Origin of the sequence: Solimicrobium silvestre, assembly GCF_002976435.1 — a bacterium.
Taxonomy (GTDB): Bacteria; Pseudomonadota; Gammaproteobacteria; order Burkholderiales; family Burkholderiaceae_D; genus Solimicrobium; species Solimicrobium silvestre.
This window is the reverse complement of record NZ_PUGF01000001.1, coordinates 446268-468513: the sequence shown is the minus strand read 5'-3', so window position 1 is coordinate 468513 and position 22246 is coordinate 446268. Positions and strand designations below refer to the sequence as shown.

Genomic DNA, 22246 nt, shown 5'->3' with positions numbered 1-22246 from the left:
CGTACTCGTTAGTTAAATGGTTGATACGAAACTGAATAATCGACCATTCAGCAAATAAAATTAGACTCAGGCATACTAGCGCCTTAGCTGTAAACGCCGCAAACAGCCCTGTTTGCGGCGTTTTTTTAATACAGATTCAATTTAACTCAACTCAAGGAGAGTGTAATGACTACTACTGCACAAATTAAAATTGGCGACAAATTACCGAATGGCAGTTTGGCTGAATACATTGAAGTGGCAAGCGGTGCTTGCAGCATCGGCCCAAATACGTTTAACGTTGCTGATTTAACTAAAGGTAAAACCATCGCTATTTTTGGTTTGCCTGGTGCGTACACACCAACCTGTTCAGCACAGCATGTGCCGGGTTATGTTGCTTTGTCCGCTCAATTAAAAGCGGCTGGCGTAGATGAAATCTGGTGTATTTCAGTGAATGATGCTTTCGTGATGGGTGCTTGGGGACGTGACCAAAAAGCAACCGATATCGTGCGTATGATGGGCGACGGCAATGCTGACTTTAGTCGCGCTTTAGGGCTAGATGCAGATTTTAGTAAGCACGGTATGGGCGTGCGTTCACAGCGTTATTCGATGTTGGTGGTCGATGGTGTAGTGAAGCAGCTCAACGTTGAGCAGGGCGGCAAATTTGAAGTGTCCAATGCTGAAACTTTGTTAGCGCAATTGGCGTAATGCTGTAATAGTGTGCCGATCGTTTAATCTGTGTTTGGTTTTACTTCACAATTCAACACAGATTAAGCGGTTTATAAGTAAAAAAACGTGTATAAAGCACGAAATTCATATACTCCCCCTGTTTCTTGAGATTTTTTAACGTAGCTAATGGGATTTCTGACCATAAAAATCTAATTTTTATGGTGTATATTTTCAATCCCAAGCTGTTTACTCGCAAATTAAGGTGTTTTATTCAATAAATACTATCGTATTCTGAAATGAAACTTCTTGTTTCGTTTTGGCATATCGTCAGTGAAAAGGTGTATCTTTCGCTCAGTCGCCTTATTTTTACCAGCAAAATTTACCCTCGAAATTATGTTAAAGCAAAGAACAATTAAAACAATCGCCAAAACGATCGGTGTCGGTTTGCATTCGGGTACCAAAGTAGAACTCACATTGCGTCCGGCAGAAATCGATGTCGGGATAGTTTTCAGGCGCGTAGATTTAGATCCTCCCGTTGAATTTCCTGCCTCCGCACTAGGCGTTGGCGACACGCGCATGGCGTCAACCTTAACGCAAGGCGGCGTAAAAATTTCCACGGTTGAACACGTTATGTCGGCCTGCGCTGGCCTTGGCATTGATAATTTATATATCGACGTGAGCGCGGAAGAAATCCCCATTATGGATGGTTCTGCCTCTTCTTTCGTCTACCTGTTACAGCAAGCTGGAAAAGAAGAGCAGGAAGCCGCCAAAAAATTCATCCGTATTTTAAAACCGGTTGAAGTGCGGGAAGGTGCGGGCGCGACGGAAAAGTGGGCGCGGTTAGATCCGTACCATGGATATAAATTAAAATTTTTTATTGAATTTAATCATCCAGCAGTTGATGGCACAAATCAAACTGCTGAGGTAGATTTCGGTAGCGTTTCATATGTAAAAGACGTGGCAAGAGCGCGTACTTTCGGCTTTATGCAAGATGTGGAAAGCCTGCGTGGGATTGGCCTGGCACGCGGCGGTTCGTTTGAAAATGCGATTGTATTAGATGAGTTTCGGATTTTAAATGCCGATGGCTTGCGCTACGAAGATGAATTTGTGCGTCATAAAATTTTAGATGCGATCGGTGATTTATATTTGATCGGCCATCCTTTATTAGCCAGTTACAGCGCACACAAATCAGGTCATGGTTTGAATAACCAGCTGCTCCGCGCCTTGCTGGCGCAACCCGATGCTTACGAGATTATTAGTTTTGACAGCATGGAATTAGCACCACATTCCTATTTAAAACAAGTCGCCGAACAGTGGTTGCCGACGTAATCGGGCGAGGTTTTTTTACCTAATTATTGCAGCTATTTTTTGTGCCGGTTCAACAGCGTACGTAGCGCGCCGAGTAATTCGTCATTGTGCTTTGATCCGGCCAAATTCTTTTCCAAGCTGTCAAAAGCTTTTAATGCCGAATCGGAAAAAAGGCATTGTTTTTCAGCCGGTTCGTTATGCAGCGCCAGAGTGACTTGTACTTTAATGCGGATTGCGTTAATCTGCCACCCAGCTTTTTGTAATGCTGTTTGAAGTTTTGGAAGCTGCTGTTTCAGTTTGCTGGCAAGTGCCGCATTCGGTGCTGCAAGTACTAATTGTTCGGCCTCAAGCTGAAGCACTTGGCAATATAAAAATAACTGCGGTAAAGCTGTCGCACATTCTTTTTGTAATGCAGCGTTATTGCTAATAGTTGGCCACAAGTGCGCAAGCTGGTTACGCAATAGTGAATTCACTTCAACACTTTGGCTTGGTTTGCCCTTGTTCGCTGGGCGCGCAGAGCCGGCCCTAAACGGAGCGGTTGACGGACGGTTGGTTTTCATTGGTGTTGCCATAAGCTCGATGTTACCTTAGAGTTACCTTAGATTCTGTGTTACTGGAGTATTGATGCAAATTATTGTAATGCACCCGCGCTTCACGCGAGCAAAGTCAATCAAAATAACGCAAAAGCATGTTTACCTGGCATTGTTTGGCTTGACGCTGATGGTCGTTGTGGGCAGTTTTTTACTCTCCCTATTATGCCTTCGTTTGGCTAACTATTCCGAATCGGTTCGTAATCTTCTTCCTGTTGAATTTAGTGCTCCGGACAGCAATTCACAAGCAAAATACATGAAGCAAAATTTAGCTAAGATGGCGATCAAGCTAGGTGAAATGCAGGCACAAGTGATGCAGTTGGATGCCTTGGGTGAACGTGTACAAGGTTTGGCAGGTGTTAAGCCGGAAGAGTTTAATTTTAAAAATGCGCCACCACGCGGAGGCATAGCGCCGTCTGCTAATGCGCCGACGTTGAGCATGTCTGAATTTCAAACTACGCTGGATGCTTTATCGATCGATTTAGATCGTCGCTCAGATTTTCTGAATGTGGTAGAGACGACATTAATGGAATACAAAGTTCGCTCGCGCTTATTACCTACTTCGCAACCCGTTAACGTGACTTTTAACTCGTCGAGTTTCGGCTGGCGCTTAGATCCGTTTACCGGACAAAAAGCATTTCATGAAGGGCTCGATTTCCCCGCCCCAGTGGGAACCCCGATTGTCGCAGCAGCGGGCGGTGTGGTAATCACTGCTGAATACCACCCCCAATTTGGCAATATGTTAGAAATTGATCATGGAAATGATTTAGTGACACGCTATGCGCATTGCTCGCGCATTCTGGCAAAAGTTGGCGATATTGTAAAACGTGGACAACATGTGGCCGATATCGGCACGTCAGGGCGCTCCACCGGTGCGCATTTACATTTTGAGGTGCTATTAAAAGGCCGCCCGCAAAATCCCAACAAATTTTTAATGGCTGGTGCAAACCAAGCCAATCCGGCAAATCCAGTTGCTGCAAATTGAATAGCGGGGATGGCAGCTTCCCCGTTACAATGACGCTTTCCACTTTACTCTGTTTGTAAAATTTACAAGCACATTGCACGCCATGAAAGTTCGTACACGTTTTGCCCCTAGCCCGACCGGTTATCTTCATTTAGGCGGAGCACGCACCGCTTTATTCTCTTGGGCTTTTGCCCGTCATTTCGGCGGTACTTTTGTACTGCGTATCGAAGATACCGATTTAGAGCGCTCCACGCCAGAAGCAGTACAAGCCATTATTGAAGGTATGGAATGGCTAGGTTTGCAACATGACGAAGGCCCGTTTTATCAAATGAAGCGCATGGAGCGTTACTCTGCGGTGTTGGCAGAAATGCTGGCAGCGGGTAGTGCGTACCATTGTTATTCATCCCCAGAAGAAGTCGAAGCGATGCGCGAAAAACAGCGCGCGATTGGTGAGAAACCGCGCTACGACGGAACCTGGCGGCCAGAGGCTGGCAAAACTTTGCCAAGCATTCCAGCTGATCGCAAACCAGTAATTCGTTTTAAAAATCCGTTGGATGGCGAAGTCACTTGGGATGACGTAGTCAAAGGCCAAATCACGATTGCGAATCGTGAAATGGACGATTTGGTGATCGCACGTCCGGACGGTACGCCAACCTATAATTTCTGTGTTGCGGTCGACGACTGGGACATGCAAATCACCCACGTGATACGTGGTGACGATCATGTGAATAATACGCCGCGCCAAATTAATATTTTGCAGGCATTAGGAGCGACGTTACCTAAATATGGTCACGTACCGATGATTCTCGGCGCTGACGGTGAAAAATTATCCAAGCGGCACGGTGCAGTTAGCGTAATGGATTATCCGGCGCAAGGTTATTTACCCGAAGCGATGCTGAACTATTTATCGCGTTTAGGTTGGAGTCACGGCGATGATGAAGTGTTTAGCATGGAACAAATGTGCAGCTGGTTTAATTTAGATCACCTCTCAAAATCGCCAGCGCAATTCAACCCAGAAAAATTAGCCTGGTTGAATAATCACTACATCAAATTGGCCGACAATTCTCGTTTAGCTGGCTTGGTTAAACCGGCCATGCCAGACGCTCAGTTTGATGGCGCACCACCGTTGGATGCGGTCATTGGCTTGCTAAAAGAACGCGCAAATACCACAGTAGAGTTGGCGAATAGTGCCATGCTGTTTTATCGCCAACCGCAACCAGATGCAGCCTTGTTAGTACAACACTTAACCGATGCGGTACGTCCGGCATTGCAATCGTTTGTAGAGCAATGCGCGACTGTTGCATGGAATAAAGCTGACCTATCAGCATTAATGAAATCGACCTTGGCTGCGCACGGATTAAAAATGCCACAGCTAGCTATGCCGTTGCGTTTGCTGGTGACCGGGCAATTGCAGACCCCATCAATTGATGCTGTGCTGGAGTTATTTGGACGCGATGTAGTGGTGAGTAGAATTTTGCAGGGTATTTAATTTATTCAATAACATTCGCAGCATAACTACTCTAAATAGAGAAATTAACTAGCCATTGCAAGCAGGTTAAAAAGCGCAGAAAAAACTTGTAAGCAGCAGCAAGTTTTGCTATAGTCTCGTTTCTTCGCGAGGGGGGTGTAGCTCAGTTGGTAGAGCGCTTGCATGGCATGCAAGAGGTCAGCGGTTCGATTCCGCTCACCTCCACCAAGTAACTGATGTATGTAAAACACATATTAGTTATTAAAGTGAAGAGGAAGTAAGAAAAATGCAGAAATATGAAATTATTTCTTGCAGAGATTAAAAAGTCATACTATAATCTCGGTCTTGCTTCGGAGCTAGTTAAAAGTTAGCTGAGAAAAAATGCAGTAAGAAGCACAGGTCAGTAACAAGGACAGATTTTTGTCCCCATCGTCTAGAGGCCTAGGACATCACCCTTTCACGGTGAGTACAGGGGTTCGAATCCCCTTGGGGACGCCAGTATCAACAAAAAAGCCACGCTATATGCGTGGCTTTTTTGTTTGCGTTAAGCGAATAGGGCTACTGGACTTAGGGTTGTAGTTTTTATTTTCTTTTTGATAATCATTCAAAATTATCCTGATGCGATGTTTAAGGATATGTCCGACTGCATTTAGTATTTATTTTGTAGTGAGTAAATAAACTATTTTCATTTGCGCTACTTTTTAAAAAATTTAAATCGTTCTGAAATCCTCAACGTTATGCGATCTTGCTAGTTTTGAAAATAATTTCATTGAATATCCGATATTAATAAGAAGCAACATATTTGATATATATGGAATAATGCCCCTCGGAATATAGATTTAATGTTTTTATATTTAATTCCACTAGTGTCCGGTTAAATTGAGGGTCATAGCCGGCAAAGCTAATGCTGGTGCGGGTTTTGACGGATTTAGGGGTATCCACGATTTGAAACTGAAATTTGCCATTTGCGATAATCTCCGGTTTATTGAACTTGGGGTTAAGCATGAACATGGGCAAAACGCTGTTTGCGCAGGTTATGGAATTCGTGCCATGGAAAAATTTCAGTCGCATCATCGGTCGGCATGGTGGTGACGCTGGAGTAAAGACCCTGAGTTGTGCCGATTTGTTTCGGATCATGGGATTTTCGCAGCTGACCTGGCGTGAGTCGTTGCGGGACATTGAAGTTTGCCTGACTGCCAATCGGGCGAAGTTGTTTCACATGGGATTGAAGAATATTCCGGCACGATCCACACTGTCTGATGCACTCAATCAACGTGACTGGCGAATCTATCATGCGCTGGCTCAGCGATTGATTATACGAGCCAGAGAGTTGTACGCTGATGCGCCGATGACGGTGGATCTTGATGCCAGTGTTTATGCATTGGATGCCACAACGATTGACCTGTGTTTGTCGCTGTTTGATTGGGTTCCGTTTCGTAAGGCCAAAGCTGCAATCAAACTGCATACACTGCTTGATTTGCGAGGGGCGATACCCGCATTTATCCATATCAGCGATGGAAAAATGCATGAAGTGAAGGTGCTTGATTTTTTGCCGATAGAAGCGGGTGCGTTCTACATTATGGATCGAGGTTATCTGGATTTTGAACGGCTCTACAACATGCATCAGGCCGGAGCATTTTTTGTAACTCGGGCCAAAATTAATATGAATTTTAGGTGCATTTATTCTGCGCTAGTTAACAAAGACATGGGAATAATTTGTGACCAAACCATTTGTCTGAACGGGTTTTATAAAGTCGAAAGAATATTCGGAATTTCTGCGTCGGATTCGATTCAAAGATGCTGATACCGGTCAGACGTTGGTGTTTTTGACGAACAATACTGCGCTGCCAGCAACAACCATTGCGGCGCTGTACAAAAGTCGTTGGCAGGTTGAATTGTTCTTCAAATGGATTAAGCAGTATTTGCGCATCAAATATTTTTTGGGTAACAGCGAGAACGCCGTGAAGACGCAAATCTGGTGCGCCATCTCGACTTATGTGCTGATCGCCATTATTAAAAAGGAATTGCAATTGAACGCCTCGCCCTACACTTTATTACAGATTTTATCGGTCTCCGTTTTTGAGAAAACTCAGATTTCATGCGCCTTTCAGACCGATGGCTACATTTCTGAAACAGCACCCACCGCTAACCAATTGAATTTATTCGATTTTTAACCGGACACTACTGCTCCGTTTCAATATTTTAAGCCCGCTGTAGTGCATGCGATATGGAGTCGAATTAACCTCCAGTATTTTAAATTTTCGTGTTAGCTGCCCTGTGCACAGTACAGAGCAGCAATTTTTTCTGGCATATGCGGTTTTGGGGGGGGCGAGCGAATAAGTTACATAAGAATTTAATAAATCGAATCGATTATTTTGCGCATTTTTGCCTGAAATTTAAGTAGGGCACACTTCCTGGGTCAGTCTAGCCCTAGACGGTTGTGCAATCCGGTTTTGTTTTTGTTTTCGTTGAACCAAAGAGGTGCTAATGCTGCAGGTAAAATTCACGCACTAATCAACCTCACGCTGTAAAGCGATAAGCCGCTTTTGGCGCAGTTCTGTAAGGATTTACTTCATGCCACACTTCTAATAGAGTTAAATCGTCATTCCTTGCTTTTCATTTCGCTCATTTTCACTTTCACTGTTAATTCGAATGAAGTAACAGTACCCCTTCCTTCCATCGTTTAGTTTGTAGATTAAAAAATAAGCAGACTAGTCAGAATTTATTAATCGAGATTGGTTTTAAAAGCGCTTTGGATTTTTTGATAATTTAATTTAAAGCGCTTTGGTAAAAATTTAATAATCAACATGTACGACATAATAATATGTAGTTTTACTACTATAAATTAATGGTTAATTTGATGAAAGCAAACAACATATATAGGAATATTTTACTTATTTTTTATAATTTAATGTTTTTCTTTGATTTTTTATTGACCTGTAGTTTAGTTTTAATACAAAATTGTTTCGATCAAGTAATTTCAAGGAAGAAAAACTTGATACGTTAAAGCGCCATACAAAAAAATGTATCGCCATAAAAAAAATTCAGGAGACATGCATGAAAATTTTTACGACCAAACGCTCTCAGGTGTCAGGCTTGAATAGTGTGATTTTTAAAATAAGCCCAATTGCGGCAGGTTGCGCCATTTTATTGTCCACCGCCGGATCTGTTTATGCGCAACAGGCAGATAAAGATCAACAAGCGGATGCAAGCGCAAATACGGTGGTTGTTACCGGTATTCGTAGCGGTATTGAAAACGCAATTTCGGTGAAACGGGATTCGACTTCTATCGTTGAGGCGATTTCCGCAGAAGATATTGGTCAGTTGCCTGATCAGAGTATTGCTGAATCGATTGCACGCTTACCAGGTGTAGCTGCGCAGCGCGTTGCTGGCCGGGCGCAAACAATCAGTATCCGCGGTTTGTCACCAGATTTTGCGTCGACGACGTTAAATGGTCGTGAGCAAGCCACTACGGGTGATAACCGTGCTGCTGAATTCGATCAATATCCTGCTGAATTGTTTGGCGGTGTCGTTATTTACAAGACACCAGATGCCGCCCTGATCGATCAGGGTCTGTCCGGTACGATCGATATGCAGACATTTGATCCCCTGGCCTTTCCGGGGCGCACAGTTTCCATGAATGTGCGCGGTGAAAAAAATTCGCTTGGTCCTATCGCCAATTCTTCAGATAAAGGCAATCGCTTCAGTATCAACTACATTGACCAGTTTGCTGATCGTACTATTGGTATCCAGATTGGCGTTGCACATCTTCAATCGCCGCGTAATGATCATGAAACCGGTTTGTATGAGCCATGGTCTGTAAATCAATTGCCGGGCACTCCGGCTAATACCTCCGAAATGAATGGTATTAAATCCCTGGCTACCAGTGGCACGACAAAACGTGACGGTCTGGTCAGTACTCTGGAATGGAAGCCAAATAAAGATTTCACCAGTAAGGTCGATTTGTTCTACTCGAAATTCAGCGAAATCACCACGGCCAATCAATGGGAAGAGAATCTGAGCTGGGGCGGTGGGAATAACCCGTCTCCTGTTTTTACGTCCGCCAATGCGTCCAATGGTGTACTGAATGGCGGCACGCTTAGTGGCGTGTATCCGTTGGTGCGTGGCGAATACAATGACAGAGAGGACAACATTAAGTCTCTGGGTTGGGGTAACACGATGAAATTCGACGGCTGGAAATTGCTGGCTGATCTGAATTATTCGAAAGCAGTACGTAATGAAAACTATCATGAGATGAACACGCAGTTGATTACTGCAACGGGTGGCCCGGTACTGGATACGAGCAACGTCAACTGGGCAACAGGTGGTTTCCCGACGATGAACGGCGGACTGAACTACAGTAATCCGAACACGCTGTATTTGAACAACACGATATACGGTGAAGGTTCAGGGCATGCTCCGCATACCGATGACACAGTCAAAGGTTTTAAGTTGGTTGCTACCATCAATGCACCTAAATCGATCGGTGATTGGGTGTCAGATTTTAATGTTGGCGCGGACTATACCGATCACATAAAAAATCATAGCAATCTACAAGGAAATCAGAATCTGATTGCCCCGAATGGTGTGGTTATATCTCCTGGTCTGCTGTATTCCCCGGTAAATTTGGGCTTCTCTGGTACTGGAACGATTCCTTCGTTTAATGTTCCTGGAATTATGGCGCAATACTTTCAGCCATTCAATCCGGATCCTAATGCCCCTCAGAATGTCGCTGCAGAATGGAGTGTGACGGAAAAAATCGCGACCACTTTTGTGAAGGCGAATCTGGATCATCAGCTCAGTTCATCGATCAACCTGAGAGGTAATATCGGTTTGCAGGTGCAGGGCACCAAACAGTCATCAACCGGCGAGGTTGGATTTAATAATGAAGTAACACCAACTACGGTTGGTAAATCCTACACCGATGTTTTACCTCAAATGAATCTGGTGTTTGAATTACCTGATAACGAAGTGATCCGTTTTGCGGCAGGTAAGCAGGTAATGCGCCCACGTCTTGATGATTTGAACTCCGGCTTTAATTTTAGCGTGGCCACATCGACCCAGATTCCTAGCGGAAATGGCGGTAATCCGCAACTTAATCCTTGGCGTGCTAATTCAGTAGATCTGGCTTTTGAGAAATACTTTGGTAAGAAAGCCTATGTTTCTGCTGCAATGTATTACAAAAAGTTGACCAGCTATATTTACGATGAATCAAACCTGTATAATTTTTCTCAGTGGACTCCAGGCACCATTGCGATTACGAACACCGGTTTCTATTCTTCGCAATACAACGGGCAGGGCGGAAGTATCGAAGGTCTGGAGCTGACAAGTTCCTTGCCATTGGATATGTTGACGCCGTCCTTGAAGGGTTTTGGCTTGCAGGCTAGCACTGGCTTAAATAACAGTGCTATTACTGTCAAATCCAGTACATTTGACGTGGGCTCTGCTATCCCGTTGCCAGGTATGTCGAAGCACGTAGCAAGTTTGACTGCTTACTATGAAATGAGCGGCTTCTCTGCTCGTATCGGTGCGCGTTATCGTTCTGAGTTTGTAGGGGATATTGAAAACTTTTCCGGTAATCGTAACCTGCGCTTCATCGCGCCGGAAACCATCGTGGATGCTCAGATCGAATATACCTTCCAAGAAGGTACGTATAAAGACCTCGGCTTATTCCTGCAGTTGGGTAACCTGACAAATGCAGCATATAAAACGTATCAAGGCACACCAAATCAACCACTGGAATATGAGAAGTACGGTAGTACTCTGTTGGCTGGTTTGAATTATAAGTTCTAGGCTTAGATTCAATTCGCGTTTAAAACCTGCCATTCCGGGATGGCAGGTTTTTTTGGTGCATTCAGTTAAAAATGCCTGAAGTACTGTGAAGTCGCCCCACAATAGTCAGCTTATTTTTCGATAGCGGCAATGTAGGGAAGGAATAAATTCTTAGATTGATGATATGCAAACCAAATTAAAAATGCCGCTGAACGACGATATCGCAAACTACGCAAAAAAACCAATGCTCTCGTTTTGGCAAATTTGGAATATGAGTTTTGGATTTTTAGGAATTCAATTTGGATTTGCCCTGCAAAATTCTAACGTCAGCCGCATATTTGAAACGCTGGGTGCCAAAATTGATGATCTTCCGATTCTGTGGATTGCCGCACCATGCACTGGTTTACTGATACAACCGTTAATTGGATTTTTAAGTGATCGTACCTGGAATCGTTTCGGGCGCAGACGTCCGTATTTTTTAATTGGTGCCATATTAGCTTCTCTGGCACTGATCGCAATGCCGAATTCAAAAGCACTATGGGTAGCTACTGTCATACTTTGGATACTTGATTCCTCGATCAATATTTCGATGGAGCCATTCCGTGCCTTTGTCGGTGACATGCTGCCGCAAAAGCAGTTGACCAACGGATTTGCGTTTCAAAGTTTTTTTATCGGTATTGGCGCAGTGGTGGCATCCGCGCTGCCGTATATGCTGTCCAACTGGTTTCATGTGGAAAATAGTGCATTACCTGGGCACTTGCCGGATTCTGTCGTGTACTCATTTTATCTGGGTGCGATTGCCTTTTTATCTGCGGTAGTCTGGACAGTGATTAAAACCAAAGAGTATTCGCCGCAAGAATTGCGCCAACAAGATCCGGAAGCATGGAAGAATATTGATAGCGAAAAACAGCCATCTTGGCTTTCGATCTTCAGCGACTTCCGTCATATGCCCAAAACCATGGTGCAGCTGGCCTTTGTGCAGTTCTTCACCTGGTTTGCCTTGTTTGCGATGTGGATTTATACCACCTCGGCAGTCACCAAGCATATTTATCACTCCGTTGACCCAAGTACCGCGCTCTACAATGACGGCGCAAACTGGGTGGGTGTTTGTTTTGCCGTCTACAACGGATTTTCTGCCATTTTTGCATTTGCCCTGCCTTGGCTGGCCAAGCGCACCAGCAGAAAAATGACACATGCAATCAGCCTGATCGTCGGCGGATGCAGTTTAATCTCAATTTATTTCGTTACCACTCCGGAAATGCTGATCGTTTCCATGATGGGCATAGGCATGGCCTGGGCCAGCATACTTTCCATGCCCTATGCCATTCTGGCCGGCGCTTTGCCTGCTAATAAAATGGGATTGTATATGGGCACGTTCAATTTCTTTATTGTGATCCCACAAATTCTGGCCGCCAGCATATTAGGATTTTTTACTAAAAATCTGTTTCATGGCGAAGCCGTTCTCACCTTGGCTTTAGGTGGTTTTTCCATGCTGGTAGCTGCAGCACTGGTGATGAATGTGCAGGATAAAAACGGTTAGTGTTGAGCTAAAGGTTGCCTACCATGATGAAAAAAATAGTCTTCAATTTCACTATGCTGATCACGTTGGTGATGTCAGCCGGCGCGTTCGCCTCGACGAACAATATTGAACGGATAGAACCGGGCTCCTGGTGGGTCGGCATGAAAAGCGACCGCTTGCAATTGATGGTGCATGGCGACAATATCGCCGCCTATACGGTTGATGTAACTTATCCCGGTGTGCGCATTGACTCTGTCGCTACAGTTAAAAATCGAAATTATGTATTCATTAACTTAATCATCCAGCCTGACGCCGTAGCCGGTAGCGTTGACTTGCTGTTTAAAAATGGAGGTAAATTAATTACTTACCCTTATCCCTTACTTGCAAGGGTTAAAAATTCGGCAAATCGAAAAGGCTTTAGCAATTCGGATGTGATACTCAATCTTGTTCCCGATCGTTTTGCCAACGGTGATCCCCGCAACGATAACGTGGTTGGATTTACCGATAGGTTAAACCGTAGCAGCAATGAAGCAGGGCGACATGGCGGTGACATCCAGGGGATTATTGATCACTTGGACTATATAGCGGCAATGGGTTATACCGCGATTTGGCCGACACCATTGATCGAGAACAATCAAAAAAACTACTCCTATCACGGCTACGCCGCAACAGACACTTACAAAATTGATGCCCGCTTTGGAACGAACGAGGATTTCAAGCGCATGGTGGCACTTGCCAAGCAGAAGGGCATAGGAGTGATACAGGATATTGTGTTGAATCACATCGGTTCCGAGCATTGGTGGATGAAAGATATGCCGATGCAGGATTGGTTGAGCTTTGACGGAAAATTTGTAGCGACCAAGCACGCACACTCGACAGTGAGCGACCCTTACGCTTCCAAAGAGGACCAAAAGAATTTTACTGCTGGATGGTTTACTGAAAACATGCCGGACATGAATCAACAAAATCCCTTTGTCGCGACTTATCAAATTCAAAACTCGATTTGGTGGGTTGAATATGCCGGGCTATCTGGAATTCGTGTCGATACGTATGGCTATTCAGATACAGCCTTCCTGTCGGAATGGTCGCATCGGCTAACAGATGAATATCCTAATCTGAATATTGTCGGTGAAGAATGGAGCCTTAATCCTGCGATCGTTTCATATTGGCAAAAAGGGAAAATCCATGCAAACGGCTACGTATCTTATTTGCCGAGCCTGATGGATTTTCCGCTGAATAATGCTTTGCGCAATGCACTGGTCGAGGATGAATCTATGGAGTCTGGCCTGAGCAATTTATATAAAGAATTAGCGAATGATAGTCAATATCCCAACCCAAGCAACCTGGTTTTGTTTGAGGGAAATCATGATGTCAGCCGTTTATATTCGGTGCTTAACGACGATGTCGACTTAGTCAAAATGGCATTGGCTTACGTGCTGACGGCGCCACGGATTCCGCAACTTTATTACGGAACCGAAATTCTCATGAAGAGTAAAAAAGAAAGAGACGATGGCGCGGCGCGACAGGATTTTCCTGGAGGATGGGCAGGCGATAAAGTCAACGCATTTAATGGCGTGGGTCTGACAGATGAGCAGAAAAATCTGCAAAACTATTTAAAAAAATTACTTAATTGGAGAAAGACCCAATCGGCAATACACAGTGGAAAATTACTCCATTACACGCCAGATCAGGGCACTTATACCTATTTCAGGTTTGATCAACATAAGATCATTATGGTGGTGTTGAATAAAAATAAAATAAGCACTGAATTGGCAACCAAGCGTTTTAGCGAAATTCTGGGTACGCATACCAATGCGGTTGATGTTCTCTCAGGGAAAAATATCACCATCGAAAAATCGGTAACGGTGCCTGCACGATCCGCTTTGATACTGGAAGTGGAATAACGAAAAATAAATCGTAGTGGCATCTATAAAAAGAAGTTCCTATTTTTAGAATCGATACAGATAGCATGAACATAAAAGTATATATAAAAATTGCCGTTTTATTGTTGATTACGCCGCTGGCAATCGCGCAAAATAGCCATCGTCAATTGGATAGCTTTGTCGTTAATAATGGTGTTCTGGAACTTTCTACCAATGACGGAAAGTATCTGATCAAGCCCTATTCCGACAACATTGTTGAAACCTCGTTTATTCCAACAGGCGAAGTTTTTAATCCAAACTCACACGCCGTTATCATGAATCCCATGACTCCCACGGTGATTAAAGCAAAGCTAACGGCCACGCCAACAGCTATTGAATTCGCCACATCAGGCATCGTAGTTAAGGTGGATAAATCACCTTTCATGATCAGCTATTCGTATCATGGCAAACAACTTACTTCTGAAAAAGAAGGCTATATTAAAGATGAGCGCGGTGAAACTTTAAGCTTTAATCTCGATAATAACGAAGCCTTGTATGGCGCGGGTGCACGTGCACTTGGCATGAATCGGCGCGGTAATCGTCTACCCTTGTATAACAAGGCGCACTACGGCTATGAAGATCACTCAACGCAAATGAATTTTTCTATCCCGTTGGTTTTTTCTTCAAAAATGTACGGCATCCATTTTGATAATGCCCCCATCGGTTATCTGGATTTAGATAGCAAGCACGAGAATACGCTCACCTATGAGACGATCAGCGGTCGAAAAACGTATCAGCTTATTGCCGGAAATGATTGGGCGCAACTCGTTGATAACTACACCAAACTGACTGGAAGGCAGCCATTGCCGCCACGTTGGGCATTTGGAAATTTCTCCAGCCGATTTGGTTATCATTCTGAAGCAGAAGCGCGTGCCACCGTCGATAAATTCATTACCGAAAAAATCCCTCTGGATGCCATAATTTTTGATCTGTACTGGTTTGGTAAAGAGATAAAAGGCACGATGGGAAATCTGGAATTTGATGCCGACAATTTTCCGACACCCAAGAAAATGATCGATGATTTTTCCTATCTTGGCGTCAAAACGATTTTAATTACGGAGCCATTCATTCTTACTACATCAAAAAAATGGGATGAAGCGCTACAAAAAAATATTCTTGCTACCGATGAACATGGTCAAGCATTTACCTACGACTTTTATTTTGGACATACCGGATTGATCGATATTTTTAATCCGGCAGGAAAAGCCTGGTTTTGGTCTTTCTATAAACAATTTACCAAATTGGGTGTTGCCGGGTGGTGGGGCGATTTAGGTGAGCCAGAAGTGCATCCAACGGGTTTGCTTCATCAAACTGGGTCCGCCGATGAAATGCACAATATTTATGGTCACAATTGGGCTAAATTAATTGCCGATGGCTATCAGAAGGATTTTCCTGAACAGAGACCCTTTATTCTTATGCGTTCAGGTTATTCAGGATCGCAACGGTTTGGGATGATTCCTTGGTCGGGTGATGTCAATAGGACTTGGGGCGGCTTGCAATCACAACCGGAAATAGCTCTGCAAATGGGGTTGCAAGGCATGGCCTATATGCATTCGGATTTAGGCGGTTTTGCTGGCGCTAATCTGGACGATGAATTGTATTCACGCTGGTTGCAGTACGGTGTTTTTCAACCCATTTTTAGACCGCATGCGCAAGAAGAAGTCGCCGCTGAACCCGTTTTCAGAGAACAAAAAGCCAAGCAGTTAGCGAAGGCCGCCATTGAATTACGCTATCAATTATTACCCTACAATTACACGTTGGCGTTTGAAAACAATCAACAAGGGTTGCCGCTCATGCGACCATTATTCTATGAGGAACCTCAACATCGCGCTTTGTATGACGTTGCAAACAGTTATTTGTGGGGCCATGAATTTTTGGTTAAGCCCGTTTTGGACGCCGGTATTACCGCTACGTCCGTTTATTTTCCGCGTAGCGCTAATTGGTTCGATTTTTATACCGGACAACGGTATCTGGCGGGTACAACTCAGGCGGTAGCTGTGACTCAGGATCATATTCCCGTGTTTGTCCGGGCAGGTGCGTTTATCCCCATGATTGATGTTATTCAAAACACTGAACATTATTCAATCAAGGCATTCAATTTACATTATTTCGACGATACATCTGTTCCTCGCAGTACAGGAAAACTATACGACGACGACGGTAAAACACCCAATGCGTTTGAAAAAGATGCTTATTCATTGCTGCAATTTAACAGTGAGCGTACACCCCATCAATTGAGTATTACGTTGAGCGAGAAAAATGGCGTTCACTATCAGCCTGTCAATAGAACGGTCACCTTAATTGTTCATAATATTTACGTAAAACCAGGCAAGGTTCTTTTGCAATCGAATCTTAAAAAACATGCGGTCAATTACTCGTGGGATGAAAAGTGCAAGACGCTTTTCGTTTCAGTTCCTTTGAATCAAAAATCGCCAGCCAAACTTGTGATCAGTTTGTCCGGTAACTAAGCCTTTTTAGAATGTCGCCATTGTGTCTATAAATCTGAAAAATCTCGCTAAGAATCTCGGTATTTCTGAAACTACGGTGAGCCGTGCTCTTAATGGTTATCCAGAAGTCAGTGAACGCACCAGAGAACGCGTCTTAGCTGCCGCGCAATTAGCCGGATATCGCCCCAATCCTGTTGCACGCAGTTTAGCCTCAGGACGCACCAATGTGATCGGCATCATACATCCGCTGCCGAACGATCTTGCCGATCCGATGTTTATGCAAATTGTTGGTGGTATGACGCAAGCACTGGAAGAACGTCAGATGGATTTAATCATTGCACCTGTATCGCAGATGAACGAGCTACGTGCCTATCAGCATATGGTGCAAGAGCGCAGGGTGGATGGCTTAATTGTGGCACGGACCCGTTTGTATGATGAACGGGTTGCCTACCTGGCCAATCAGGGCTTGCCCTTTGTTGCGCATGGACGTACCCGTGTCAACGAGCCGCATGCCTGGTTTGATTACGATAATGAAGCAGGTATGAGCATGGCGGTGCAGCACCTGCTTTCTTATGGGCATTCGCGGATCGGGCTGATCAGCGCACCGCTTGAAATGAATTTTGCACGTCAGCGCTTTGATAGTTTTAAATTCAGTTTACAAACTGCGGGTATCAGCGCCGATCCTAGTCACCTTATTGATGGTGCAAATGATAGACGTAGCGGTTATTTAGCCATGCAGCGCCTGTTGCAAAATCCGTCAGTACCAACGGCGGTCATCGTTGATAACCACATGTCCGGGGTTGGTGCAATTCGTGCCATGTTAGATGCCAATATCGACATCGGTAAAAATATGTCGATTATTGTATGGGGGCGCATGGAAGATTCTCTGGCCGGTTATAACGTAACTACTATTGAACAGCCCAACCCTGATAAGGCGGGTATCAAAATGGTTGAAATGCTGCTTGCACTGCAAAGCGGAACGCCTCCATCGGAACTACAAGAATTATGGCAACCGATATTGATTGCCGGTGAAACGGTGAGTCAGATTAAAACCTAAGCAAGTTTTTATTTTCGCCAAATCTTTTTTTATGTTTGTGAGTTAGTCATGTCAGATTCGTTTAATTCAGTAATTAATTCTAACTCCGTTGAGCAAGCCAACAGCGCTAACGATTGGTGGCGTGAAGCGGTTATTTATCAGGTGTATCCACGCAGTTTTTTTGACACCGATGGCGATGGTGTCGGTGATCTGGCCGGTATAACCGCCAAGCTGGATTATATTGCCGGACTCGGTGTTGATATTGTGTGGATATCGCCATTTTTCACTTCGCCGATGCGCGATTTTGGCTATGACGTCGCAGATTATTGTAATGTCGATCCACTGTTTGGTTCGCTCGCCGATTTTGATTTGTTGATCGCGCGCGCACATCAGTTTGGTTTGAAAATTATGATAGATCAAGTGCTCTCGCATAGTTCGGATCAACATCCCTGGTTTATTGAAAGTCGCCAGAGCCGTGATAATCCAAAATCGGACTGGTATGTGTGGACTGATCCTCAGCCAGATGGCACACCTCCGAATAACTGGTTATCTATTTTTGGTGGTTCTGCCTGGCAATGGGACAGTCGTCGCCGCCAATATTACTTCCATAATTTTTTGACCAGTCAACCTGATTTAAATTTTCATCAACCCCAAGTTCAACAAGCGCATTTGGATAATATGCAATTTTGGTTGGAACGCGGCGTGGATGGTTTTCGGATTGATGCCTGTATTTTCCATTTTCACGACGAACAGTTACGTAATAATCCGCCCGCAAAAATACAAAATACGGTGAGTGTTGCCGCATCCAATCCGTATGGTTTGCAAGCGCATATTTATGACAATACCCGTCCGGAAAATCTGCAATTTTTTAAACGCGTTCGTACCTTGTTAAATAAATATAATGCGATCTCGATTGGCGAAATCGGTTCCGATGAAGCGCTCAGTACGATGGCGGCATATACGGCAGATGGCGACAAGCTGCATATGGCGTACTCATTTAATTTATTGACCAGTGATAATACAACCCAGCATATTAGTGCTCAAGTCGATGAGTTTCAGGCCAAGGCGAATGCATCGCCATTGCCGGGTTGGGCCTCTTGGTCAATTGGTAATCATGACGTGAACCGCGTCATGTCACGATGGGGTGATGCCACGACGACGACGGAATTTGCCAAGGTGTTACTGGCGATGCAATTGGTACTAAAAGGAACGCCTTGCCTGTATCAAGGTGATGAATTGGCGCTTACGGAAGCTGATCTTCCATACGAAGTATTGCAAGATCCGGTCGGGCTTACCTTTTGGCCGGAAATGAAAGGGCGTGATGGTTGTCGGACTCCCATTCCTTGGGACGGCGCACAGAAGAACGCAGGCTTTAGCAGTGGATGCGCCTGGCTACCAGTACCGCCAGAACATGCCGCTGCAGCCGTTGCGCAGCAGTCGCTAGATCCAGCGTCACCGTTAAATTTTGCGCGCCATTTTATTCATTGGCGTAAAACAATTAAACAACTGACGCGTGGCGACATATTTTTTTATGACTCGCCAGAACCACTATTGGCCTTGCGACGCGATTTGGACGGCATGCCAAGTGTCATTGTGGTGTTAAATCTCGGCTCACAAAAAATAAATTTCAACTTACCGGATTGCTCAACTTACCAAGCACTTGAAGGTCATGGTTTTGTTGGCTCGATGGTGGATGGTGAAATTAGTTTGCCTGCTTATGGCGCTTGGTTTGGCGTGCAAAAACAAGCTTGATCAACTAGGTAGTGATGAGTTTAACTTGCGAATTGAACTTGCTTAAGGGGAGCTAAAGTGGTTTTTGAAATAGTGCAATCCATCTATTCAAAATTGAGCTATTTTGCGTTGATGTCTGGTTTTTTTCTATGTTCAACCCTGGCAGCAGCTTCACAACCTGCAACAATAGACGATTGCAATGGTGATGATTTTCAAACCAGTTTGCAAGCACAGCATCACGCCGAACCTAATACGAAAGATGCTCGCGCAATCTGGCTAAACCAACGATTGATTAAATGGCCCGGCTTAAACGCATCGGCTAATTTTCGTCTGTATTATTCTGCCAGCTCGAATTTACATGTCGTTGAGGGAACTCATATGCAAGGTGCTGACGGCGTTTTAGCACTCGAGCCAACAAGTTCTCCATTGCCCACTGCATTAGCTACGCGCTTCAACTTTGTGGCCGATGGGATTATCTTAAAGCTTCATGCAACAGACAGTAAAAAAGTAGCTCAACTACTTCAGCAGCAACTCATTTTGGTACAGGAAAATTCGCTTGGCGAGGTAATCGATTCTACCCGCATACAAATCGCTGGAGCCTTGGATGACTTATATACGTCAGCCCAATACATAGACGATTTTGGTGCGACTGTTATCGACAGGGGCGATTCTCACGCTACTCAGTTCAAGCTCTGGGCTCCAACAGCGCAACGCGTATCGCTTTGTTTGTATGAGAATGGACAAGGGGGCGCAGAACAAATAGCCGCAATGCAGAGAGTTTCCGCGACTGGACATTGGCAATACACAATACCAAAAAATTTAACCGGGCATTATTATAAATACGTTGTGGATGTCGTTGTGCCGGGCATCGGCCTGGTGCGCAATCGCGTCACAGATCCCTATTCTATTAGCCTTACTACCGATTCCAAACGCAGCTACATCACTCAGGTTGATGCACCTCAAACTGTGCCAAATGGATGGCGTCAGTCACGGGCACCTCAAAGCATACGCAAGCAAACAGACATGACAATTTATGAATTGCATGTACGTGATTTTTCGATCAACGATCAATCGGTCAGTGCCGCACATCGAGGTAAATATTTGGCTTTTACCGAGCTTGGTTCTAACGGCATGCAGCACTTGGCTACCTTGGTCAAGGCAAGTTTGACGGACGTACATTTACTGCCGGTGTTCGATTTTGCCAGCGTACAAGAAACCGGTTGTGATCATCTTGCGATTAATTCGCAGGATGACGTTGTTGATCCAGTTAATAAGACCGTTTCAACCGCATGTTTTAACTGGGGTTACGATCCTTTTCATTACAATGCACCTGAGGGAAGTTATGCAACGGATCCGGCTGATGGTGCCACCCGTATGCTTGAATTTCGTCAAATGGTGATGGCCTTGCACCGGATTGGATTAAGGGTAGGTATGGATGTTGTCTATAACCATACCTATGCAGCAGGGCAGCAACCAAAATCGGTGTTGGATCGCATTGTGCCTGGCTACTATCATCGATTAAATGCGCTTGGCGCCATCGAACAGTCGACCTGTTGCGACAATACGGCGACCGAAAATCGGATGATGTCCAAGTTAATGATCGATTCCGTGGTGTCATGGGCCCGCAATTACCAGATTGATTCGTTTCGGTTTGATTTAATGGCCCATCAACCACGCTCCGTGATGGAGGCACTGCAAAAAAAATTAAAGTCCAGCATCAATCACCCTATCCAATTGATCGGCGAGGGTTGGAATTTTGGTGAAGTTGCGGATGGGGCGCGCTTTGTACAGGCATCGCAACTTTCTCTGAATGGCAGCGGCATTGCTACGTTTAACGACCGCCTCCGTGACGCTGTGCGTGGTGGCAGTGCCTCCGATTCCGGCGCAGATTTAGTGAATCGTAAGGGCTATATCAACGGCCTTGCAGACCAGGGAAATTCCTCAGCCGGGTTGTTGCAGGTGGCGGATTTGGTGCGTGTCGGGCTTGCTGGTTCGTTGCGTGATTATCAGCTGCTGACTTACGATGGTCAGAAAAAATCACTGAAGGAAATTAACTATAACGGTCAACCTGCCGGCTACGTCAGTCAACCAACTGAAGTGGTTAATTATGTTGAAAATCACGACAACCAAACTCTCTTCGACATTAATGCCTACAAACTGCCCACCGACACCACTAGAATAGATCGCGTGCGGGTGCAAATGCTGGGCGCTGCCATTACTGCATTCAGTCAGGGAGTCGCCTATTTTCATGCCGGTATTGATGTGCTGCGCTCCAAATCTATGGATAGCAATAGTTTTAATTCGGGTGACTGGTTTAATCGCTTGGATTGGACCTATCAGGATAATTATTTTGCCACTGGTTTACCACCGAAACCCGATAATGAAAAAAATTACCCTTTGATCAAAGAGCGGCTTGAAAATCCCTTAATCAAACCGACCGGTAACGAAATCGGGATGGCGCGCGCCATGTTTAGTGATTTACTCAAGATACGCGCTAGCTCAACTTTATTTAGGCTAGGTACTGCCGAGGATATAGAGCAACGCTTACGCTTTGAGAATGTGGGGCCACTGCAAAACGGATCGCTGATCGTTGCTCATTTGGATGGTAAAAATTATCCCGGCGCAAATTATCAATCAATCCTCTATTTCATCAACGTTGCCAGCACTGAACAGACTATCCGCCTTGCCAGTGAAAAGGGGCAGGCGTACGTTTTACATCCTGTTCAGAGTAACGTTGCGGCGGCAGATAAAAGAGTAGCCAAGGAAGCTGCTTATGATGCACTGACAGGGCAATTTACGATACCAGCGCGTAGTTCTGTCGTTTTTGTGGTGCCCTAAATTAAA

At 44.8% G+C, this 22246-nt stretch carries 12 protein-coding genes, 2 tRNA genes and 1 pseudogene; 14 read left to right on the top strand and 1 reads right to left on the bottom strand.

All coding sequences use genetic code 11. From position 1 onward, the window contains the following. Nucleotides 1-165: 165 nt before the first annotated feature. Together S2091_RS01965 and lpxC are read left to right on the top strand one after the other, a co-directional pair. Nucleotides 166-684, top strand: a complete 519-nt coding sequence (locus tag S2091_RS01965) for a peroxiredoxin (protein ID WP_105530075.1) — start codon at nt 166-168, stop codon at nt 682-684. 354 nt (nt 685-1038) lie between these two features. Continuing rightward, nucleotides 1039-1974 (top strand): UDP-3-O-acyl-N-acetylglucosamine deacetylase, encoded by a 936-nt coding sequence (gene lpxC / locus S2091_RS01960; protein ID WP_105530074.1) that lies wholly within the window; start codon nt 1039-1041, stop codon nt 1972-1974. Between the two features lie 32 nt (nt 1975-2006). Here lpxC and S2091_RS01955 read toward each other — a convergent pair whose 3' ends face one another. Next, the gene (locus S2091_RS01955) at nt 2007-2513 is read right to left on the bottom strand and encodes a DciA family protein (protein WP_105530073.1); all 507 of its coding nucleotides are present in this window, start codon (nt 2511-2513) and stop codon (nt 2007-2009) included. A 64-nt stretch (nt 2514-2577) separates the two neighbouring features. On the opposite strand from S2091_RS01955, the gene S2091_RS01950 reads away from it, so the two are divergent. The 12 genes and pseudogenes from S2091_RS01950 to S2091_RS01890 all read left to right on the top strand — a co-directional run bounded on the left by S2091_RS01950 (nt 2578) and on the right by S2091_RS01890 (nt 22240). Continuing rightward, nucleotides 2578-3528, top strand: a complete 951-nt coding sequence (locus S2091_RS01950) for a M23 family metallopeptidase (protein WP_105530072.1) — start codon at nt 2578-2580, stop codon at nt 3526-3528. Nucleotides 3529-3610: 82 nt separating this feature from the next. Beyond that, entirely contained in the window at nt 3611-4996 is a 1386-nt protein-coding gene (gltX, locus tag S2091_RS01945) for a glutamate--tRNA ligase (protein ID WP_207769583.1), read from the top strand. 131 nt (nt 4997-5127) lie between these two features. Beyond that, nucleotides 5128-5203, top strand: a tRNA-Ala gene (locus S2091_RS01940). A gap of 194 nt (nt 5204-5397) precedes the next feature. After that, a tRNA-Glu gene (locus tag S2091_RS01935) sits at nt 5398-5473 on the top strand. A gap of 505 nt (nt 5474-5978) precedes the next feature. Continuing rightward, nucleotides 5979-7149, top strand: a pseudogene (locus S2091_RS01925) (IS4 family transposase). 883 nt (nt 7150-8032) lie between these two features. Beyond that, complete coding sequence (locus tag S2091_RS01920; RefSeq protein WP_105530069.1) at nt 8033-10768, top strand: TonB-dependent receptor; 2736 nt, start codon at nt 8033-8035, stop codon at nt 10766-10768. A 163-nt stretch (nt 10769-10931) separates the two neighbouring features. Next, nucleotides 10932-12287, top strand: coding sequence for an MFS transporter (locus S2091_RS01915; protein WP_243405279.1), 1356 nt, complete (start codon nt 10932-10934; stop codon nt 12285-12287). A 23-nt stretch (nt 12288-12310) separates the two neighbouring features. Continuing rightward, nucleotides 12311-14170: a glycoside hydrolase family 13 protein gene (locus tag S2091_RS01910; RefSeq protein WP_243405278.1), complete on the top strand. Its 1860-nt coding sequence runs from the start codon at nt 12311-12313 to the stop codon at nt 14168-14170. A gap of 65 nt (nt 14171-14235) precedes the next feature. Beyond that, nucleotides 14236-16656 carry a glycoside hydrolase family 31 protein gene (locus tag S2091_RS01905; protein WP_105530068.1) on the top strand — a complete coding sequence of 807 codons (2421 nt, stop codon included), beginning with the start codon at nt 14236-14238 and terminating at the stop codon, nt 16654-16656. A 28-nt stretch (nt 16657-16684) separates the two neighbouring features. After that, the gene (locus S2091_RS01900) at nt 16685-17692 is read left to right on the top strand and encodes a substrate-binding domain-containing protein (RefSeq protein ID WP_105530199.1); all 1008 of its coding nucleotides are present in this window, start codon (nt 16685-16687) and stop codon (nt 17690-17692) included. Nucleotides 17693-17740: 48 nt separating this feature from the next. Beyond that, nucleotides 17741-19423, top strand: coding sequence for an alpha-amylase family glycosyl hydrolase (locus S2091_RS01895; RefSeq protein WP_105530067.1), 1683 nt, complete (start codon nt 17741-17743; stop codon nt 19421-19423). A gap of 57 nt (nt 19424-19480) precedes the next feature. Continuing rightward, nucleotides 19481-22240, top strand: coding sequence for an alpha-1,6-glucosidase domain-containing protein (locus S2091_RS01890; protein WP_243405277.1), 2760 nt, complete (start codon nt 19481-19483; stop codon nt 22238-22240). The last annotated feature ends 6 nt before the right edge of the window (nt 22241-22246 follow it).

Excerpts from the sequence above, each read along its gene's own strand:
- S2091_RS01965 (WP_105530075.1), top strand. The coding sequence starts at position 166 with ATGACTACTACTGCACAAATTAAAATTGGCGACAAATTACCGAATGGC.
- lpxC (WP_105530074.1), top strand. The coding sequence starts at position 1,039 with ATGTTAAAGCAAAGAACAATTAAAACAATCGCCAAAACGATCGGTGTC.
- S2091_RS01955 (WP_105530073.1), bottom strand. The coding sequence starts at position 2,513 with ATGAAAACCAACCGTCCGTCAACCGCTCCGTTTAGGGCCGGCTCTGCG.
- S2091_RS01950 (WP_105530072.1), top strand. The coding sequence starts at position 2,578 with ATGCAAATTATTGTAATGCACCCGCGCTTCACGCGAGCAAAGTCAATC.
- gltX (WP_207769583.1), top strand. The coding sequence starts at position 3,611 with ATGAAAGTTCGTACACGTTTTGCCCCTAGCCCGACCGGTTATCTTCAT.
- S2091_RS01920 (WP_105530069.1), top strand. The coding sequence starts at position 8,033 with ATGAAAATTTTTACGACCAAACGCTCTCAGGTGTCAGGCTTGAATAGT.
- S2091_RS01915 (WP_243405279.1), top strand. The coding sequence starts at position 10,932 with ATGCAAACCAAATTAAAAATGCCGCTGAACGACGATATCGCAAACTAC.
- S2091_RS01910 (WP_243405278.1), top strand. The coding sequence starts at position 12,311 with ATGATGAAAAAAATAGTCTTCAATTTCACTATGCTGATCACGTTGGTG.
- S2091_RS01905 (WP_105530068.1), top strand. The coding sequence starts at position 14,236 with ATGAACATAAAAGTATATATAAAAATTGCCGTTTTATTGTTGATTACG.
- S2091_RS01895 (WP_105530067.1), top strand. The coding sequence starts at position 17,741 with ATGTCAGATTCGTTTAATTCAGTAATTAATTCTAACTCCGTTGAGCAA.